A 20,954-nucleotide genomic window follows, 5' to 3' on the forward strand; every position below is an offset into this window, starting at 1 on the left:
GCGCATGCGAGGCGTATCTTGACGATGGGGCGGCCGAGACGGGCAGCAGCGCTGCTGCTCGCGGCCGCCGCGTTGGGGGCGGACCTTTCCGCCGCCGCGTCGCAGACCGGCGTGGTCCATGACATCGTCTATAAGGGTGCGCGCGCGATCGATCCGGAAACGGGGCTCGATGCGGTGCGCGACATCGCGGTCGACGGCGACCGGATCGCCGCGATCAGCGAGGCACCGCTTAACGGACGGCGCATGATCGATGCGCATGGGCTCGTCGCCTCGCCGGGCTTCATCGACATTCACTCGCACGCGACAACGCGCGAGGCGGCGCGCTACCAGGCGAAGGACGGCGTGACGACGCGGCTCGAGCTCGAGATCGGGACCTGGCCGGTCCCGGCTTGGTACGAGGCGAAACAGGGACGCGAGCTCCTGAACTATGGCACCAGCGCCGGGCACACGGCGCTGCGCTATTTCATCCAGAAGGGCGAAGGCGCTGCGGGGCTCGCAGCGCTGCGCGATCCGATGGAGAAGTTCGGGGCGAAGGAAGCCGATGCGCCGCTGTCCGATGCGATGGGGAAGAGGCTCGATCTCCTGCTCGAACAGGGCGTGCGAGAGGGTGCGATCGGGATCGGCAGCGGTACCCAATATGCCCCGGGGATCACGCGCCGCGAAATGCTCGACGTCACGGCGGTTGCCGCGAAAACCGCAACCTGCCTCTTCACCCATATTCGTTATGGCAGCCTCGTCGAACCGGACAGCACCTTTGAAGCGGTGCAGGAGAATATCGCGAATGCCGCCTCGACCGGCGCCTGCATCCATGTCGCGCATATCAACAGCATGGCGATGCGCGATGCGCCCTTCATGGCCGCGCTGATGCGCGACGCCCGTACGCGCGGCGTCGATATCACCACCGAAACCTATCCCTGGGGCGGGTCGGTCGACGCGGTGCGCAGCCATTTCTTCGATCCCGGCTGGGAACAGCGCTGGGGTGTCGGGGTCGGCGATCTCCAGTCGCGCAGCACGGGCAAGCGGTTGACGCAGGCTGAGTTCGACGCGCTTCGCCGCGGCACCGGCGATGACGGGGTCATCATGCACATGAACAGCGAAGCGACGATCGCGGCACTGCTGAAGGAAAGTTCGGTGATGGTTGCGAGCGACGGCGGGCGGATCGAGGGGCCGAACGGTCATCCCCGATCGGCCGGCACCTTCGCACGCCTGCTCGGCCATTATGTTCGCGAGGCGGGAACGCTTGGTCTGGTCGAGGCGCTCGGCAAGATCACCTTGCTGCCTGCTCGGCGGCTCGAAGCCTTCGTTCCCGCTATGAAGCGCAAGGGCCGCCTCCAGCCGGGCATGGACGCTGATATCGTGCTGTTCGATCCGCGCACGGTGGGAACGCGCGCGACCTATGGCGACGCGGCCCGCTATTCAGACGGCTTTCGCTACGTGATGGTGAACGGCGTGCTGGTCGTCGATCACGGCGCGCTCGTCGAAGGCGTCAGTCCGGGCGGACCCGTCTATTCGAAGTATAAATCATGAGCATCGCGATCGATTATCCCGTGGCTGCGCCGGCAACCGGACCCGAAGGTTTCAACCTTCCCGGCCCCTATCTGCTCTTCCTCGGCGATGCGGCAGACACGACCTTCCTCAAGACCGGCCTCGGTCTCCGCGATTGGGCGCCCGGGCTCTGCATCGGCGAGCATAAATGCGCAGGCGCCGCGGCAACGCTCGGGCTTCCCGTCATGGGGCCAAGCGTGGCGCATGGGGCGGGCGCGCGCGCGTTCGTCCTGTCGGCGGCGTCGATCGGCGGCGCGATCCGCGAGAGCTGGATTCCCTATCTGGTCGAGGCGCTCGAAGCGGGGCTCGATATCGTTAGCGGCGCGCACGACCGGCTCGGCGACAATGCGCAGCTTCGCCAAGTAGCCGAAACGCATGGGCGTCGCCTCATCGACGTGCGCACGCCGCCGCCGGGACTGCCGATCGCTACGGGGCGGCGAAGGAGTGGCAAGCGGCTGCTGACCGTCGGCACCGACTGCGCGCTCGGCAAGAAATATACGGCGCTGGCGCTCGCGGATGCCTTCCGTGCCCGCGGGATCGATGCCGATTTCCGGGCGACCGGCCAGACGGGGATCATGATCGCGGGGCGCGGCATTCCGATCGACTCGGTCGTCAGCGACTTCGTCGCGGGCGCTGCCGAGTTGCTCAGCCCCGATGCCGATGTTGCGCATTGGGACGTGATCGAAGGGCAAGGCTCGCTCTTTCACCCGTCCTACGCCGGCGTGTCGCTCGGCCTGCTCCACGGGTCGCAACCCGATGTGCTGGTGCTGTGTCACGCGCATGGCCGCGAGCGAATCGTCGGTCTGCCCGACTATCCGCTGCCGTCGATCGGGCGCGCGATCGAGGTGACGCTCCAGCAAGCGGAGCTCACCAACCCCGGCGTCCGCTGCGCGGGCGTCTCGCTCAATACGGCGGGGCTCGGCGCCGAAGAGGCCGAGGCTGCGATGTCCGAGCTGGCGCGCGCCTGGAATATCGTCGTCGCCGACCCGATGCGCGGCGGCCCGGTGTTCGATCGGCTCGTCGACGCATGCCTCGCATGACCCGGCTGCTCCTTCTTCTTGCCTTCCTGATCGGGGCGATCGTGCCGGCGGCGGCGAAGGAAGGTGGCGGCACGGACCGCGAGGCAGCGCTTGCCGACATCCGGGCGATGGTCGAGGGCGCTTCAGGCGACAGCGCGCTCGTCGTCGCGATCACCGATCGCGACCGATCGATCATGGTCGCAGCCCATGGTTATGCCGACATCGACCGGCGGATCGCAGCGACAGGCGATACGCGCTTCGCGATCGGGTCGATCTCCAAATCCTTCGCGGCGGTCGCGCTGATGCAGATGGCGGACGAGGGGCGGTTCGACCCCGATGCGCCGATTGCGCGCTATCTCCCCGATTTTCATGTGCGCAGCAGCTATGCGCCGATCACCGGCGCTTCGCTGTTGTCGCACACCTCGGGTCTTCCCAATTATCTCGCCAACGTGGCATCGATGCGCTTCCTCATCACCGCGCTCGCCGGTTTCGAGCGGCGCTATGCGCCGGGCGAGCATTTCTGGTATTCTAATTCCGGCTATCAACTGCTCGGCTATGCGGCCGAAGCGGCCGACAGACGGCCGTTCCCGATGATCGTGCAGCAGCGTATCCTGGGTCCGCTCGGCATGACCGCGACCGCCCCGCAGATCGACGACCGGCAGCGCCGACAGATGGCGACAAGCTATGAGCGCGCGCCCGACGGCGATCTCGTCGTGGCGCCCTGGTTCGAGCATATCGCGGCCGATGGCGCGATCGTCTCGAACGCCCCCGACATGACCGCCTATGCCCGGATGCTGCTGGCGCGGGGCAGGGCACCGAAAGGCCGGCTGCTGTCGGATCGCGCCTTCTCGCGCATGATCACGCCGGTTCGCGACGATTATGGCTACGGCTTCGATATTGCCGAGCGGGGAAAGATGCTCTTCCACACCGGCTCGATCATGGGCTTCCAGGCCTATTTCGCCGTCCATCTGGAGAAGGGGCTGGGGATCGTCATGCTCGGCAACGGACCTGCGGACAGGGCGCTTCGCGAGCGGATCATCGCGCGCCTTTTCGGCACCGCACCGAACCCCGTGCCCGACCTCAAATGGCGTGAAGCCGATAGCTTTGCCGGCCGTTTCGTTGGCCCTGGTGACAAGGTGCGGGAGTTTCGGCCCGGGCCCTCGGGCGATCTTCTCGTCGACGATGGCAGCAATATCCTCCCGCTTGCGCGGATCGGGCGGGAAGGTTGGGGCGCCCATCTGACGCCGGCAGGACCACGTTCCTTTCTCTTCTTTCGCGATGCCTCGGGTGTCGTGTCGGATGTGGTCGATGGGGATGTGACTTTCGTCCGCGCAGGCGGGACTCCGGCACCGGTCGCGCCGACATCCTATCGGCCGCTTGTCGGACGCTATAGCGCCCATGGCGAAGAGGGGCCAAGCGTGCGTATCTATACGCGCGGCGCGAAGCTCATGATGTCCTATGCCGATTCCAGCCTCCCCATGCCGCTCGTCGAGGATGGGCCCGGGCGCTTTCGGCTCGATACCCCGGAATACTCGCCCGAGTGGTTGCGATTCGACACAATTGCCGAAGGCGAGGCGCAGCGGCTTCTCCTGAACGGGGTGCCCCTCTACCGCATCGAACTGCCGTGATGGCGCTTCGCCAGATCTATATATTCCTCGCAGCGCTGCTTGGGGCGATACCGGCCGCTGCTGCTGCGCCACATGATGCAGCATTCGTCGCATGGGCGAAGGCGCACGCGGCTCCGCTGCCGGCCTGTGCGTCGATCAAGGCGGGCGCGGATTATCGCGCAATCGCCGCGTCGCTCGGGACCGCGCGCGTCGTCGCGCTCGGCGAGCCGGTGCACGGCGCGCACGAACCGCTGGCGCTGCGCAACTGCCTCTTCCGCTATCTTGTCGAAGAGCAGGGCTTCACGGCGATCGCGCTGGAGACAGGGCTCCATGAATCGCGCCGGCTGCACGATTATGTGGCGGGCGGTGCCGGGGACGTGCGCGAGGTCGCGCGGAGCGGCTTTACCTGGGGCTTCTGGCGCTATCCCGAGAATATCGAGCTGCTCGAGTGGATCCGCGCCTATAATCTCGACCCCGCGCACGCTCGCAAGATCGCCGTCTATGGCATCGATGTGAGCGGCGGCGATGCGGACGGCGCTTGGGCACGGGCACGCATTACGCTCGACGAAGGCCTCGATTATCTGGCCCGCGCGGCGCCCGCGAGTTCGATGCCTCCGCGCAAGGACATCGAGCCATTTCTGGGTCGCTTCTCGGCCCCGTCCTATCGCGCGCTGACAGGCCGCGAGCGAAAGAAACTTCGACTGTCGATTGCCGGCATTCTCGCATTCTTCGATACAAACCGGGCTGCTTTGGTCGCTGCATCCTCTCAAAGGGACTATGACTGGGCGCGGCAGAATGTCGTCGCGGCGCAGCAACTCCAAAGTCTTTTCGATGTGTCCGGCGTGCCCGATCCCGAAGGCAGGCTCCTCCCCGGGGACTATCGCGCCGACGCCGCACGCGACGCGGCAATGGCGGACAATGCCCTATGGGCGTTGGATCGCGAAGGCCCCCGGGGGCGGATCCTGTTGTTCGCGCACAACGGCCATGTCATGAACGGAAATAGCCGCGGGGGGATATGGTCCGTCTATGCAAGACCACCCTCGGCCATGGGTGCCTATCTGCGCCGGAAGCTTGGGCGTGAGCTCCTGATCCTTGGAAGCAGCTTGTCAGCAAGGAGCAACGGTGCGGGAAGGCCGCGGACGATGGATGCCGCGTTGGAGCGAGTGAGCCCGGCTCAATTTCTCGTCGATATCCGCATGGCGACCGGCAAGCCGGCGCAATGGCTGTCGCAGGAGCAGTCGATTAGCGTCAACTACACGACCGAAAATCTGATCGTTCCGCAGCAAGCTTTTGACGTCTTGATCTCTTTCCCGTGATCATGGATGGACCGTCCCAGCCGCACGGCCAGGTGCAAATGATTTCCATGTCACAGATAAATATGGATGCCCGGATGCGCCTGATCATTGTAGACGATGAGACCAGCGTTCGCGATGCTTTGGCCGATCGACTGCGCGAAGAAGCCTTCGATGTGGAAAGCGTCGGCACCGCATTGGAATTCTATCGCGGCATGGCCGGAAACGGCTATGATATCGCAATCATCGACGTCGATTTGCCTGACGAAAGCGGCCTCGATATCGCGGCCTGGCTGAGCGAGAAGGGCCGGGTGGGCGTTGGGCTCATGACGAGCCGCGGCGATCTCGAGGATCGCCTCGCACTCCGGCGCAGCGGCGCTGATTTCTATTTGCTGAAACCGGTCGATGGCGACGAATTGGTCGAGGCTGTGCGTAATGTCGCACGGCGCATCGTCCGCGGCGAGCGAGCGGAGAGTGATGTTGGCGCCGGACCAGCCGACTGGTTCTTCGACCCGTCGCAATGGATTCTGCAATCGCCTGACGGCCAGGCCGTGAAGCTCACTGCCGCCGAGGTGTCGTTCGTTGGGCGGCTGGCGTTGCAGCCGGGATCGGCGGTCTCGCGGTCCGAGCTTCGCACGGAACTCGGCTACGGCCATGACAGGTCCGGCGACCGCAACCTCGAAGCCATTGTCCGTCGCCTTCGAAAAAAGCTGGGGGCGCTGGGAGAGCGCGCCGTCCCGATTCAGACCGTCCATGGAACCGGATATCTCTTTTCCGGAAGTTTGCGCATCGACCGGCGCAAGCACTCGGGCGCTGATCGCGAAAAGTCCATCCAGCCTAAATGACAAAGATGTAAACAGAGAGACTCGCTGCGTTGGGGCGTTTGGAATAGTAGGTAAAGGTAGGAACCTACTAAATCCTACATCTGCAATTGTAAAATCTTGTAAGGTGATTCGCCTTATTCGCGAATTTTCAAGATTTGACGTTACTCGTTTATCTTTTTGTAAGAAGGTATGAATCAATTTGATTTGATTGTCGGAATGCGGGCGGCCGGAGAGTTTTTGACTGGCCGAAGGGGATGATCGGAACTTGATCGCGGGATGTGTCTTGAGGCTGTGTGAGCCGGCATTCCAGGAGCGTCCGCGATATTGTCATTTGTGAAACCCAAGGCCTTTCAGGGCGCGCGGGCGGGTCGATTATAATCAGGGGGTCGTGGAATGAGCGGAATCGGACAAGCCGGGCGTCGCGCGGGTTTTGCGGCTGGACGTCTGCTTTGCGGTACGTCGCTCTCTGCGGCCTTGTTGTTCGCGATCCCTGCTGTGGCTTACGCTCAGGATTCCGACCGACATTGGGATGCGAACGGCACGACGCCGGGCAATGGCGGGACCGGCACATGGAACACCACCGGCGGGAACTGGGGTCCTGACAACAGCGGCCAGAATGGCCCCTATGTTCCGCCGTGGAACAATACGTTGCTCGATAACGCGATCTTTGGCGGTACCGCCGGCACAGTGACGCTCGGGACGCCGATCACCGTCCATAACATTACCTTCGACACCTCGGCTTATACGCTGACCGGCAACACATTGACGCTTGCCGGGCTGGCGCCCACCATCCGGGTCAACAGCGGCAGTTCGTCGATCGCATCCGCGCTGGCCGGTACGGCCGGCCTCACCAAGGAGGGTGTAGGCGGACTGACGCTCTCTGGAGCGAACACACTCACTGGCGATATCACGATCAATGCCGGCACGCTCAGCCTCTCGGGCACGAGCAGTTTCACCGGCGATATCTACGTCAACAGCACCGCGAGGGGCGGTCTGACGATCGTGAGTGACGCTGCGCTCGGTGTCGCTTCGAACCGCATTTTCACGGCAGCTGGCAGCTGGCTGACCATCCTTCCGACCCTGTCCGCGAGCCGTGTGGTCACGCTCGGCACTGGCGGGACCGTCGTCGAAGGTGCCGGCGCGGGCGCGGTGCGCTACACCGGCGTGGGCGACCTCACCGCCTATCGCAGCGGCCTGACGAACAATTTTAACGACTACACCGGCCAGACGACCTTCAGTTTCGACGGCTTCGCCACGTTCAGTTCAGTCGGCAATCTGGGTGAGGCAAGCGCTTTGGGCGCGCCCGTCACTGTAGCAAAGGGAACCATCATCGTCGCCCCGGGCGGCGGAGCCACTCGGCAAATGATCTACGTGGGCGATGGCGATGACTCGAACCGCAATTGGGACATGCGGGCGACCGGCGCCAATCTCACCTTCTCAAACAGTGGCACCGGAACGCTCACCCTGCGCGGAGACATCCTCCTCAGCGGCACCGCCGGCACCGGAGTCGGCTACGCGGCGACGACGGGTGATATCGATCTCCTCGGGCAACTCACCAGCACAGGAACCTTCGCCTCGGTCTCCTTTAGCGGTGGCGTAGGTCGCACGATCACGCTCGGCGGTTCCAACACCTTCAACGCGTCCGCTGCGGTCGACACTATTACCGTCAAGGCAAGTGTCCTGGCCAATATCGGCGCAAGCAGCTCGCTCGGCGCCGGCACAAATGTCGGTGTGAACAACGGCGGTGTTCTCAGCTATACTGGCGTTGGGGCCAGCAGCAACCGGATCTGGTCGGTTTCCGGTGCTGGCACGATCAGCAACGACAGCGTTGCGGGAGCGCTGAATCTCAGCGGGGCTCTCGGCTTCGTGGCCGGCGGTGCCGTTGATACCTTGACGCTTGGCGGCAGCTATGCCGGCGGCGTCAACACCTTCTCGGGCTTGATTTCCGGCGCCGGAGGCCTTGCCAGCAGCGGATCCGGCATCTGGGAGCTGACGGCGGCGAATACGCGAACCGGTACCATTGCGGTTAACTCCGGTACATTACGCGCCGGCAATGCGGCGGCATTCGGTACGGTCACGGGGACCACAGTCAATGGCGGAACGCTGGATCTGAATGGAACCAGCCTGGTCACGCCGACGCTCGGCGGTACCGGCGGTACGATCGCACTGGGAACTGGCAACCTTACCGTCAACGGCACGGCCGCCTCCAGCTATGGCGGCAGCATTACCGGAAGCGGATCGGTCGGCCTGATCAAGACCGGCACCGGCGTGCTGACGCTGACGGGGCAAAATAGCTATACCGGCGCCACGAACGTCGGGGGAGGCACGCTCAGGCTCGACTTCACCGGCGCGGCCACCAGCGATATCCTCTTACCCTCGTCAGTCCTGAACTTGTCCGGGGGCAGTACGCTTTCGCTCGTCGGTGCGACCGAAGCCAACAGCCAGAGCTTTGCTGGTGTGAATATCCTGTCCGGCAGCAATACGATCAAGCTCGATGAGGGTGCCGGCGGCAGTCTTACGCTCAATCTCGGCGCTCTTTCCCGCACGGCCGGAACGGTCAACTTCGTGCCCGAAGACGGGCTCATCACAACCGCCAACGCCGACGGCGCGCTTGGCGGTTGGGCCCTCATCAATAATACCGATTATGCCAAGGTCGTAGGCGGCAATATCGTCGCCTTCGATGACAACGACTATACCGGCCGGGACGATGCGGGAACCTGGCAGGCCGGTGAGATCATCACCGACGAGGATACGCTCAACACCACGAGCTTCTTCGGCACCGTCGCGAGCAGCGTTCAGCTCGGCGGCCTGCGCTTCGTCGAGGCGGACCCCACCACCACCATAACCATCGCGGGCGGCCAGACGCTGGGCATAGACGGCGCGATCATTGTGGCGCCTTCGGTCGGCAATAACAGCCAGCTGATTACCGGCGGCTCGATCACCGGCAGCACCGGCGGCGGCGTATTGGCTGTTCAGCAAAGCGGTGGCGGCAACTTCCAGATCGCATCGCAAATCGTCGACAATGGCGGAGCGACGGGCTTCCTCAAGGGCGGTGCGGGCCTGGTCACTTTGAGCGGTGCGAACAACTTTAGCGGCGCGACCACGATCAGCCAGGGCGTGCTGTCGGTCAGCACCATCGGTAATGGGGGCGCCGCGAGCAACATCGGCGCGTCGAGCGCCGATGCGTCGAACCTAATCATCGACTCATCCGAGCTGCGCTACACAGGCGCGACGGCCACGACCGACCGCGGCTTCACCGTCGCGCGCACTCTCGGCAATGATCCGACGATCAACGTGACGACCGCAGGCTCCAATCTCACATTTTCCGGACAAGTGGCCAGCTCCGATAGTGCTGGTCTCACCAAGACCGGGGCGGGCACGCTGACGCTGGCCAACGCCACCAACAGCTATGCCGGGGTGACGAAAATTGGCGCCGGGACGCTGGCAATTTCGACGATCGGCAATGGCGGCGCGCCGAGCAGCCTCGGCGCGTCCTCGAACGCATCCGCTAATCTGTGGATCGAGGGCGGTGCCGCGCTCCAATACACGGGCAGCACTGCGACGACTGATCGCGGCTTGACGCTCAATGGTGTCGCCGGTGGCGCGATCGACGTAACCAACGCAGGCACGACGCTCACATTCGGTGGGGTGGTCGCCGGACTTGGTTCGGCTCCCTTACGCAAGGAGGGGGCCGGCACGCTGGTACTCTCGGGCATAAACACCTATCCGGGAGCGACGAACGTCAACGGCGGAACGCTCCGGGCTGGGTCGACCAAGGCTTTTGGTGGTCCCAGTCTGGTGACGCTGGCCGACACGGCGGGCGTGACGCTTGACCTCGCCGGATTCAGCAACAAGGTCGGCGGATTGACGGGAGGTGGCACAAGCGGTGGCAATGTGCTTCTCGGTAGCGCAACGCTTACCATCGGCGGCGCGAACGGAACCTACAGCGGCACCATCAGCGGCTCAGGCGGGATCATCAAGGACAACAGCAGTTCGCAGACGTTCGTGGGCTGCAACAACAATTATACCGGCTCGACCACGATTCAGGGCAGCAGCACGCTGACCGTGGACTGCCTGGCCAACGGCGGTTTTGCGAGCGGCATCGGTGCCTCGGGCAGCGCGTCGTCCAACCTCGTCTTCATTAACGGCGGGCTGAATTACACCGGCGCGAACGTCAGCACGAATCGCGGATTCACGATCCAGGGATTTACGGGAGCCACGATCGGCGTTGAGAACGCAGCCACGACGCTAACATTCAGCGGCCAGGTTACCGGCGCGAACGGTCTTGTCAGAAAGGAAGGCGCTGGCACGCTGGTGCTCTCCGGGAGCAATGTTTACGGCGGGGGCACGGTTGTGGCAGCAGGTACGCTGCGGGCGGGGTCGATCTCCGCATTCGGCACCGGTGGGATGACAGTGAATGCCGGAACCACGCTCGACCTCGATGGTCTCAGCAATTCGGTTGCGGGCATCACCGGAAGCGGAAACATAACCCTGGGCTCGGCAACGCTCACGCTGACTGGCGGCGGCGGCCTGACCTTCAGCGGTGCTATCAGCGGCACCGGTGGCCTCGTCAAGAGCGGCGCTGGCACGCAGATCCTTTCGGGCTGCAACAGCAGCTACGCCGGGTCGACGACCATCAACGGCGGCATCCTCTCGGTGAATTGCCTCGCCAATGGCGGAACTAACAGCGCGATCGGCGCTTCGGGCCCGGCCGCCGGCAATCTCATCCTCGACGGTGGCACATTGCAATATACCGGCGGCGCGACGAGTACCGACCGGCGGTTCACGCTTGGCCCGTCCTCTTCGAGCAAGATTGAAGCGTCGGGGACTGGCGCGCTCACGATGACGAACACGAATGCGATCGCATTCTCTAGCCCAGGTACGGCCCAGACGATCAAACTAGGCGGCACCAACACCGGCAATAACAGCCTTGCCGCGCAGATTGGCAACAACGCCGCGGGTACGACGTCCTTCACCAAGGAGGACAGCGGCACTTGGATTCTGACAAACCAGACCAGCAACTATACCGGCGTAACCTCGATCGTCGGCGGCGTGCTCGGCGTCAGCAAGCTGTCGGATGGCGGCTCCGCCAGCAGCATCGGGGCGTCAGCCAGCGATGCGTCGTTCCTTGTTATCGGCAGCGGCACGACCCTGCGCTACACCGGTGCTGGCGATACGACCAACCGGCTGTTTACACTGGCGGCAGGAAGCACGTTTCTCGAATCGGCCGGGACCGGTGCGATTGCCTTTACCAACACCGGCGCCATCGGTTTCTCTGGAACCGGTGCGCGTAACTTCGCGCTCGGCGGTAGCAACACCGGCGCCAATATCATGGGTGCGAGCATTGCGAACGGCGCCGGCGGCGTCACTACGCTGGCCAAGAGCGATAGCGGCACCTGGTATCTCACCGGCACGAACACCTACACCGGCAACACCAATATCAACGCCGGGACACTCTATATCGGCAATGGCGGCACGACGGGATCGGTCGTAAGCGCCACGATTAATAATTTCGGCGCGCTCGGCTTCAACCGATCTGACGCCGTGACCTATGCCGGAACGATTACCGGAACGGGCTCGGTGCTCCAGGCGGGTACCGGGACGACGACCCTCACCGGGACGAACAATTATACCGGCGGCACGACGATCAGCGCAGGCACGCTCCAGCTCGGCAATGGCGGCACGACCGGCAGCATCGTCGGCAACGTTGCCAACAGCGGCACGCTGGCGTTCAACCGGAGCAATGCCGTCACTTTTGGCGGAACGATCACCGGCACCGGCACGATCGCGCAGATCGGCACCGGCACGACCACCCTGACCGCTGCCAACACCGCCGGCGCGACCACGATCAGCGCCGGGACGCTGCAGGTCAACGGCGCGCTGGAGACCGCGACGGTCGCGATGACCGGCACCTCCGCGCTGACGGTGAACGGCACGATGGGCGCGGCTGCCGGCGGCGCCTCGACCTTCGCCGGGGATGCCGGGGCAAGCACGATCAATATCAATTCCGGCGGGACATTGCGCGCCGCCGGTGATCTCGGCGCCGGCGGCGACTTCGTCAACGTTACGGGCACGCTGAACACGGGCGCGGGAACACTTTCGCTTGGCGACGGCAACGACACGCTGGCGCTCAATGGCAACTGGAGCCTCGGCGGCAACGTCGCAGGGGGTAGTGGCAACGACACGCTACAGGTGAGCAGTACGTCCTTCCGAGTTTTGAATGGCGCGAGTGTCACCGACTTCGAGACGCTCAACAAGACCACGGCCGTCACCCTCATGCTGACCGGCGATCATAGCTATATCAATGGCGTGACGAACGCCGCGGGCCTGCTGCAAATTGGCGACGGCACTGCGACGGGCACGCTCGTCGGCAATGTCGCGAACAGCGGAACGCTAACATTCAACCGCGCGGGCGCCTCGACTTACGCGGGCGTGATTTCCGGATCGGGTGTGCTCAACCAGAATGGGACCGGCACCACCACGCTGACCGGCAACAGCACCTATGCGGGCGCGACCAACGTCAACGCCGGCACGCTGCTAATCAACGGCAACCAAGCGGGCGCGACCGGCCTCACCAGCGTCGCTTCCGGCGCGACGCTCGGCGGTGCGGGTACGATCGGTGGCAGCGTGACCATCGCCGACGGCGGTATTCTGGCGGCGGGCGCGAACGGGGTCGGCGAGCTGACCATCAACGGCAATCTGGCGCTGGCCAACAACTCGCAGCTCAACTTCGAGTTCGGTGCGGCCAACGTCCCGGGCGGTCCGCTCAACGATCTCGTCGATGTGGGCGGCAACCTGACGCTCGATGGCGTCGTCAACGTGACGCAGACGCCCGGCGGCACGTTCGGCCCCGGCGTCTATCGCATGTTCAACTACAGCGGTGCGCTGACCGACAACGGGCTGACGGTGGGCTCGGTGCCGGTCGGGACGCAGGCGTTTGTCCAGACCGCGCTCGCCAACCAGGTGAACCTCGTCAACACGGCGGGGCTGACGCTGAGCTTCTGGGACGGTGCGGCGGGGCCGAAGAACGACGGCACGATCCAGGGCGGCGACGGCACCTGGCGCGTAGCGGGCGGCCAGAACAACTGGACCGACCCGAATGGCGTGGTGAACGCCGACTATGCGCAGGACAGCTTTGCGATCTTCCAGAGTGCGGCAGGCACGGTCACGGTCGATAATGTCGGCGGCAATGTCCTGGCATCCGGAATGCAGTTCGCGAGCGATGGCTACCTCATCGACGGCGGCCCGCTGACGCTGACCGGCGCGCAGGCTCTGATCCGCGTGGGCGTCGATACAGTCGATCCGGTCTACACCGCCACCATCGCTGCCGAGCTGACCGGTTCGGCGCAACTGGTGAAGGATCTCGCAGGTACGCTCGTGCTCTCGGGCACCAACAGCTATACCGGCGGGACCGCGATCAACGGCGGCACGCTGCGCATCGCGAGCGACGCCAATCTCGGCGGCGTGGCGGGCGGACTGAGCCTCAATGGCGGCACGCTCAACACGACCGCGAGCTTCGCCTCGGCTCGGGCGGTTGACCTTGCCGGCGCCGGCACCTTTCTCACGGATACCGGTACGACGCTCGCACTGAGCGGTGCAATCTCGGGCGCTGGCGCGCTGACCAAGGATGGCGCGGGCTCGCTGATTCTCACCAATGCCAATAGCTATGCTGGCGGTACCACGATCAGCGCCGGCACGCTCCAGCTCGGCAATGGCGGAACCAGCGGCGCGATCGCGGGCGACGTCGCCAACGACGGCGTGCTGGCGTTCAACCGCTCCGACAGCCTGACTTTCGCCGGCGCGATCACCGGCAGCGGCGCGGTCAACCAGCTCGGCAGCGGCACGACCATCCTCACTGCAGACAGTGGTTATACCGGCGGCACGACGATCGGTGCGGGCGTTCTCCAGCTCGGCAATGGCGGCGCGAGCGGCGGCATTGCGGGCGACGTGGTCAACAATGCCGCACTCGTCTTCAATCGCTCCAACGCGCTGACCTTTGCGGGTCTGATCTCGGGGGCCGGCACGCTCACCCAGGCGGGCAGCGGCACCACCATCCTGACCGGCGCCAACAGCTATGCCGGCACGACGACCGTGAGCAGTGGCACGCTGCTCGTGAATGGCGATCAGAGCGCGGCGAGCGGCGCAACCACTGTCGCCTCCGGCGCGACGCTGGGCGGCACCGGGACGATCGGCGGCGATGTCACGCTCGCGGGCGGCGCGACGCTGGCGCCCAGCGACGCGACCGGTCCGGGCACGCTCACCATCAACGGCAATCTCGCGCTCGCTGGCACCTCGCGGCTCGATTACGAGTTCGGCCAGGCGAACATGCCCGGCGGACCACTCAACGATCTCACGCAGGTCGGCGGCGATCTCACGCTCGACGGCACGATCGATGTGACCGTTTCGCCGGGCGGCAACTTCGGTCCCGGCCTCTATCGCGTGATCAGCTATGGTGGCACGCTCACCGATAACGGCCTTGCCCTCGGCTCACTGCCGCCCGGTAACCTGGTATCGGTCCAGACCTCGGTCGCGGGCCAGGTCAACCTCGTCAATTCGACCGGCGCCACGCTCAACTTCTGGGACGGCGCGGCGCTGCCGAACAAGGGTGACGGCGCCGTCAACGGCGGCGACGGCATCTGGCAGAACAGCAGCGGCAACGATAATTGGACCGAGCTCACCGGCGCCGTGAACGGCGCCTACACCGATGCCAGTTTCGCGATCTTCGCCGCGGCGCCCGGCACGGTGGATGTCGACAACAGCCTCGGCGCGGTCAGCGCGTCGGGGATGCAGTTCGCGAGCGACGGCTACACGATCACGGGTCAGGACCTGACTCTGGTCGGCCCGCAGTCCACCATCCGCGTCGGCGACGGCACGGCACCGGGAGCGGGCTTTACCGCGACGATCGGTGCCGCCCTCATCGGTAGCACCGAGTTGGTCAAGGCCGACCTCGGCACGCTCGTCCTCACCGGTACCAATAGCTATACGGGCGGCACGCAGATCGATGCGGGGACGCTGCGCATCTCCAGCGACGCCAATCTTGGCGATGCGGCGGGCGCGCTCAGCCTCAACGGCGGCATTCTCAACACCACCGCCGACATCGCCTCTGGCCGCGCCATCGATCTGCTTGGCGCGGGCACATTCGCAACCGATGCGGGAACGACGCTGACGCTGAACGGAGGCATCACCGGTGCCGCCGGCTTCACCAAGACCGGCACTGGCAGCCTTGTCCTGACCGGGACCAACGGCTTCGGCGGCGACGTTGACGTGACCGAAGGCAGCCTGTTCGTGAATGGCGACCAATCGGCGGCGACCGGACTCACTAGCATTGCATCCGGAGCGACGCTGGGCGGTTCGGGCACGATCGGCGGAAACGTCACCCTTGCCGATGGCGCGACGCTCGCGGCGGGCACCAACAATGTCGGCACGCTCAGCATTGGCGGCAACCTCGCGCTCGGTGCGGGTTCGGTGCTCGATTTCGAGTTCGGCCAGGCCAATGGCATCGGCGGTTCGCTCAACGACCTTGTCGACGTTGGCGGCAACCTGACGCTCGACGGGACGATCAACGTGACGGTGCCGACCGGCGGTACGTTCGGCCCCGGCATCTACCGCGCCTTCAATTATGGCGGATCGCTTACCGACAATGGCCTCGCGCTCGGCACGCTGCCCGGTGGCAGCGCGGTCACGGTCCAGACCGCGATCGCGGGACAGGTCAATCTGGTCAACACCGCCGGCCTGACCTTGAGCTTCTGGGACGGCAATGCCGGTCCCAAGAACAACGGCACGATCAATGGCGGCGACGGCGTGTGGCGGATCGCCGGCGGCTCCAACAACTGGACCGACATGACCGGCGCGGTGAACGCTGACTATGCGCAGGACAGCTTCGCGATCTTCTCGGCCGCACCGGGAATTGTGACCGTGGACAATAGCGGCGGCAATGTCCTCGCTTCGGGCATGCAGTTCGCGAGCGATGGTTATGTCGTGACCGGCGATGCGCTGACCCTGACCGGCGCGCAGGCGATCGTCCAGGTGGGCGATGGCAGCGCCGCGGGCGCGTCCTACGTCGCGACGATCGACGCCGAGCTTGGCGGCGCCGCGGGCCTGGTCAAGACCGATGCGGGAACGCTCGTGCTTTCCGGTACGAACAGCTACGCAGGCGGCACGTCGATCAACGGCGGCACGATCCGCATCGGCGCCGACGCCAATCTTGGCGCGGTGACGGGCGGGCTCGTCATCGACAGCGGCACGCTTCACACCACGGCCAATATCGTGTCGGGCCGAGCGGTCGACCTTGTCGGGGCAGGCACGTTCCTGACCGATAGCGGCACTTCGCTTACCCTCGGCGGTGCCATCTCGGGGGCGGGCAGCCTCGGCAAGTCCGGTGGCGGGACGCTCGTCCTGACCGCGAACAACAATTATGCGGGCGGCACGCTGATCGACGCCGGACTGCTGCAGCTTGGCAATGGCGGAACGAGCGGTTCGATTGCCGGAGACGTCGTCAACAATGCCGCGCTCGCCTTCAATCGCTCGGATATCGTCACCTTCGGCGGTCTTGTCTCGGGCAGCGGCGCGGTCACCCAGGCCGGAACCGGTACGACGATCCTCACCGCGAACAACAGTTACGCGGGCGGGACCACGATCGCGGCGGGTACGCTTCAGCTTGGCGATGGCGGCACCACCGGCTCGATCACGGGCGACGTTACGAACAATGGAACGCTCGCGTTCGGCCGCTCCGACAGCATTACCTTCGCCGGCCTGATTTCGGGCAGCGGCGGCGTCGACCAGATCGGCTCGGGTACGACGATCCTGACCGGCGGGAACAGCTATGCCGGCGCGACCAACGTCACCGCGGGCAGCCTGCTCGTGAATGGCAACCAGTCGGCGGCAACGGGCCTCACCAGCGTGGCGTCGGGCGCGAGCCTGGGCGGCACGGGCACGATCGGCGGCGACGTGATCGTTGCGGGTGGCGGGACGCTGGCGCCGGGCGCGGGCGGTGCGGGCGCGCTGACGATCAATGGCAACCTGTCGCTTGCGGCGGGGTCGGCCCTTGGCCATGACTTCGGCCTGGCGAATGCGCCCGGCAGCCCGCTTAACGACGTGGTCAATGTCGGCGGCGACCTCAGCCTCGACGGCACGATCAATGTCGCGGTGACGCCGGGAGGCAGCTTCGACATCGGCCTTTATCGCGTGATCAACTATGGCGGCGCGCTCACTGACAACGGGCTTGCGATCGGCACCACCCCGGCAGGGTCGGATGTGTTCGTGCAGACTTCGGTCGCGAACCAGGTCAACCTGATCAACACTGGCGGCGCGACGCTCAACTTCTGGGACGGCGCCGCCGGGCCGAAGTTCGACGGCGCGGTCAATGGCGGCGACGGCATCTGGCAGAATGGCACCGGCAATGACAACTGGGCGGATGCGACCGGTGCGGTGAATGCGCCCTTCGATGACGGCGCGTTCGCGATCTTCACCGGCGCGGCAGGCACGGTCACGATCGACAACAGCCTGGGCACGGTCACCGCCTCGGGGCTGCAGTTCGCAACCGACGGTTACACGATCACCGGCCAGGACCTGACGCTCGTCGGGCCGCAGTCGATGATCCGGGTCGGCGACGGCACGGCGGCGAGCAGCGGCTATGTTGCCACCATCGCGAGCGCGATCACAGGCGGCACGCAGCTGGTGAAGACCGATGCGGGCACGCTCCTGCTCTCGGGCAGCAACAGCTACACCGGCGGCACCGCGATCAACGGCGGCACGGTTCGCATCTCGAGCGACGCCAATCTGGGTAGCGCGGCCGGTGCGATCAGCTTCGATGGCGGCACGCTCAACACCACTTCTAGCCTCAGCTCGGCCCGAGCGGTCGATCTGGCCGGTGCGGGCACGTTCCTGACCGATGCGGGCACGGTGCTGACGCTCGGCGGCGCGGTCTCGGGCGCCGGCGGTCTCACCAAGAGCGGTGCTGGCACGCTGGTGCTGGGCGGCAGCGGCACCTTTGGCGGTGCGACGGTCGCGGGCGGCACGATGTTGGTCAACGGCAGCTACGCGGCGGTCACGGGCACGACGAACGTCCTTGCCGGTGCGACGATGGGCGGCACCGGCACGATCGGCGGCAATGTCGCTTATGCCAATGGCGCGACACTCGCGCCGGGCGCGGGAGCGGCAGGGACGCTGACCATCGGCGGCAATTTGTCGCTGTCAGCGACCACGCAGCTCGATTTCGAATTCGGCGAAGTCGGCGCGGTCGGGGGTGCATTGAACGATCTCGTCAACGTCGGCGGCAACCTCGTGCTCGATGGCGTTCTCAATGTGGGCGTTCCGGCGGGCGGCGCGTTCGACGTCGGCGTCTACCGCATGTTCAACTATGGCGGCGCACTGACCGACAATGGCGTGACGCTCGGCACGCTGCCGGGCGGGGCGGACGCGCAGGTCCAGACTTCGGTCGCGGGCCAGGTGAACCTCGTCAATTCGGCGGGGCTGACCCTCAACTTCTGGGACGGCGCGGCCGGGCCCAAGAACAACGGCGTGATCAACGGCGGCAATGGTGTCTGGCAGAACAGCGGCGGCAACGATAACTGGGCCGACGTCTCGGGCGCCGTCAACGCGCCCTATTCGGACGGCGCTTTCGCTGTATTCGGCGGCACCGGCGGCACGGTCACGGTCGACAACGGGCTTGGCGCCGTGTCGGCCGCGGGGATGCAGTTTGCCGCGAACAATTATGTCATTGCGGGCGGCGGCATAACGCTGACCGACCCGACCGCGACGATCCGCGTCGGCGACGGCAGCGTCGCCGGGGCAGGCTTCACCGCGACGATCAATTCGGCGCTGAACGGTACGGCGCAGCTCGTCAAGACCGACGCGGGCACGCTCGTGCTGGGCGGCGCGAACGCCTACACCGGTGGCACGTTGATCACTGGGGGCGCGGTCCGCATCGCGAGCGATGCCAACCTCGGCGCCGCCGATGGCGCCGTTACGCTCGACGGGGGCGCGCTCGAGACAAGCGCGAACATGGCGAGCGCGCGCGGCATTTTCGTTGCGAGCGAGGGTACCATCTCGGCCGCGGCCGATACCGTCTTCACCTATGATGGCCTCTTCTCGGGTACCGGATCGCTCACCAAGGCAGGCGCCGGGACCTTGCTCGTCACGGCCGACAACAGCGGCTTCGCCGGTAGCACTTCGGTGGCCGCGGGGACGCTTGCGGTGCAGGGCAGCCTCGGGGGGTCCGTCGATGTTGCTGCGGCCGGCCGCCTCGAAGGCACCGGCCGGGTCGGCTCGATTGTGAACTCGGGCATCGTCGCGCCCGGACGCGGCGAGATCGGAACGCTGACCGTTGCCGGCGACTATGGCAGCAACGGCGGCACGCTCGAGATCGAGGCGGAGCTTGGCGGCGATGGGTCGCTTTCGGATCGCCTCGTCGTGAACGGAGCGACGTCGGGCAGTACCCGCGTGACCGTGACCAATCGGGGTGGGCTCGGTGCCCAGACCGTCGAAGGGATCAAGATCGTCGATGTCGCGGGCGCGTCGAACGGCAGCTTCGCGCTCGAAGGCGACTATATTTTCGGCGGCGAGCAGGCGATCATCGCGGGCGCCTTCGGCTACCGTCTCTACAAGAACGGGGTTGCGACGCCCACTGACGGCGACTGGTATCTCCGCTCGGCGCTGCTCAATGGTTCGAACGAGCCGCAGGGTCCGCTCTATCAGCCGGGCGTACCGCTCTATGAAAATTACGGGCAGGTCCTCGCGTCGCTCAACACGCTTCCGACCCTGCAGGAGCGTGTCGGCAACCGCCAGTGGGCACAGTCTGCCGACGGCGCGAGCAACGGCATCTGGGGCCGGATGGAAAGCACCCGGGCCCGGCCCGAGGCACGCGTGTCGACCGCCGGCACCGACGCCAATATCGACAGCTGGAAGATGCAGATCGGCGTCGACCGCACGCTCAGCGACGGTGACAGCGGCGTGCTCGTCGCGGGTCTCACCGGCCATTACGGCGAGTCCAATGCGTCGGTCCGGTCGATGTTCGGCGATGGGACGATCAAGGCCAAGGCCTATGGCGCCGGCGCGACGCTGACCTGGTACAGCGAGGGCGGCTTCTATGCCGATGCGCAGGCCCAGTTCGCCTGGTTCGACGGCCGTCTGACCTCGTCGGTTCTCGGCACGCTCGTCGACGGCAACGACGGCACGGGCAAGGCGTTCAGCCTCGAACTCGGCAAGCGCGCTATGGTCGGAAGCGGGCTCACGGTCACGCCGCAGGTCCAGATGATCTATCAGGACGCCGATTTCGACAGCTTCGCCGATCCGTCCGAGGCCATGGTCTCCTCGGCGAAGGGCGACAGCCTGAAAACGCGCTGGGGCATCTCGCTCGATCATCAGAAAGCGTGGGAAGCGAACGGGACGACGCGCCGGAGCCACCTCTACGGCCTCGTCAACGTGAGCTACGAATGGCTTGATGGGACCGAGGCGAATGTGTCGGGTACGGCCATCCGCAACTCGAACGACCGGCTACGCGGCGAGATCGCGCTCGGGGGAAGTCTCGGTCTTAACGACCGGGTGACCATCTACACCCAGGCGTCGGCGAGTTCGCCCTTCCGCGATTTCGGCGACGATTACAGCATCAAGGGCGTCGCCGGGGTGCGGGTCGCCTTCTGACGCTTCTGATTTCGGATTGCATAGGAG

The 20,954-nt window shown here is 65.5% G+C and carries 6 protein-coding genes; all 6 read left to right on the top strand.

Annotation, left to right across the window (positions count from 1 at the left end):
• Nucleotides 1-24 precede the first annotated feature (24 nt).
• The 6 genes from VFG17_RS03510 to VFG17_RS03535 all read left to right on the top strand — a co-directional run bounded on the left by VFG17_RS03510 (nucleotide 25) and on the right by VFG17_RS03535 (nucleotide 20,927).
• A complete protein-coding gene (locus VFG17_RS03510) occupies nucleotides 25-1,527 on the top strand; it encodes an amidohydrolase family protein (protein WP_325028074.1) in 1,503 nt (500 codons plus the stop codon).
• Nucleotides 1,524-2,585 carry a DUF1611 domain-containing protein gene (locus VFG17_RS03515; protein ID WP_325028075.1) on the top strand — a complete coding sequence of 354 codons (1,062 nt, stop codon included), beginning with the start codon at nucleotides 1,524-1,526 and terminating at the stop codon, nucleotides 2,583-2,585. Before VFG17_RS03510 ends, VFG17_RS03515 begins: the two co-directional genes overlap by 4 nt.
• Complete coding sequence (locus VFG17_RS03520) at nucleotides 2,582-4,192, top strand: serine hydrolase domain-containing protein (protein WP_325028076.1); 1,611 nt, start codon at nucleotides 2,582-2,584, stop codon at nucleotides 4,190-4,192. Before VFG17_RS03515 ends, VFG17_RS03520 begins: the two co-directional genes overlap by 4 nt.
• A complete protein-coding gene (locus VFG17_RS03525) occupies nucleotides 4,192-5,487 on the top strand; it encodes an erythromycin esterase family protein (protein ID WP_325028077.1) in 1,296 nt (431 codons plus the stop codon). Before VFG17_RS03520 ends, VFG17_RS03525 begins: the two co-directional genes overlap by 1 nt.
• 74 nt (nucleotides 5,488-5,561) lie before the next feature.
• A complete protein-coding gene (locus tag VFG17_RS03530; protein ID WP_325028078.1) occupies nucleotides 5,562-6,308 on the top strand; it encodes a response regulator transcription factor in 747 nt (248 codons plus the stop codon).
• A 474-nt stretch (nucleotides 6,309-6,782) separates the two neighbouring features.
• On the top strand, nucleotides 6,783-20,927 hold the full coding sequence (locus VFG17_RS03535; protein ID WP_325028079.1) for an autotransporter-associated beta strand repeat-containing protein: 14,145 nt from the start codon (nucleotides 6,783-6,785) through the stop codon (nucleotides 20,925-20,927).
• Nucleotides 20,928-20,954 lie beyond the last annotated feature (27 nt).

Source organism: Sphingopyxis sp., from assembly GCF_035686825.1.
In the GTDB taxonomy this organism is placed as follows: Bacteria; Pseudomonadota; Alphaproteobacteria; order Sphingomonadales; family Sphingomonadaceae; genus Sphingopyxis.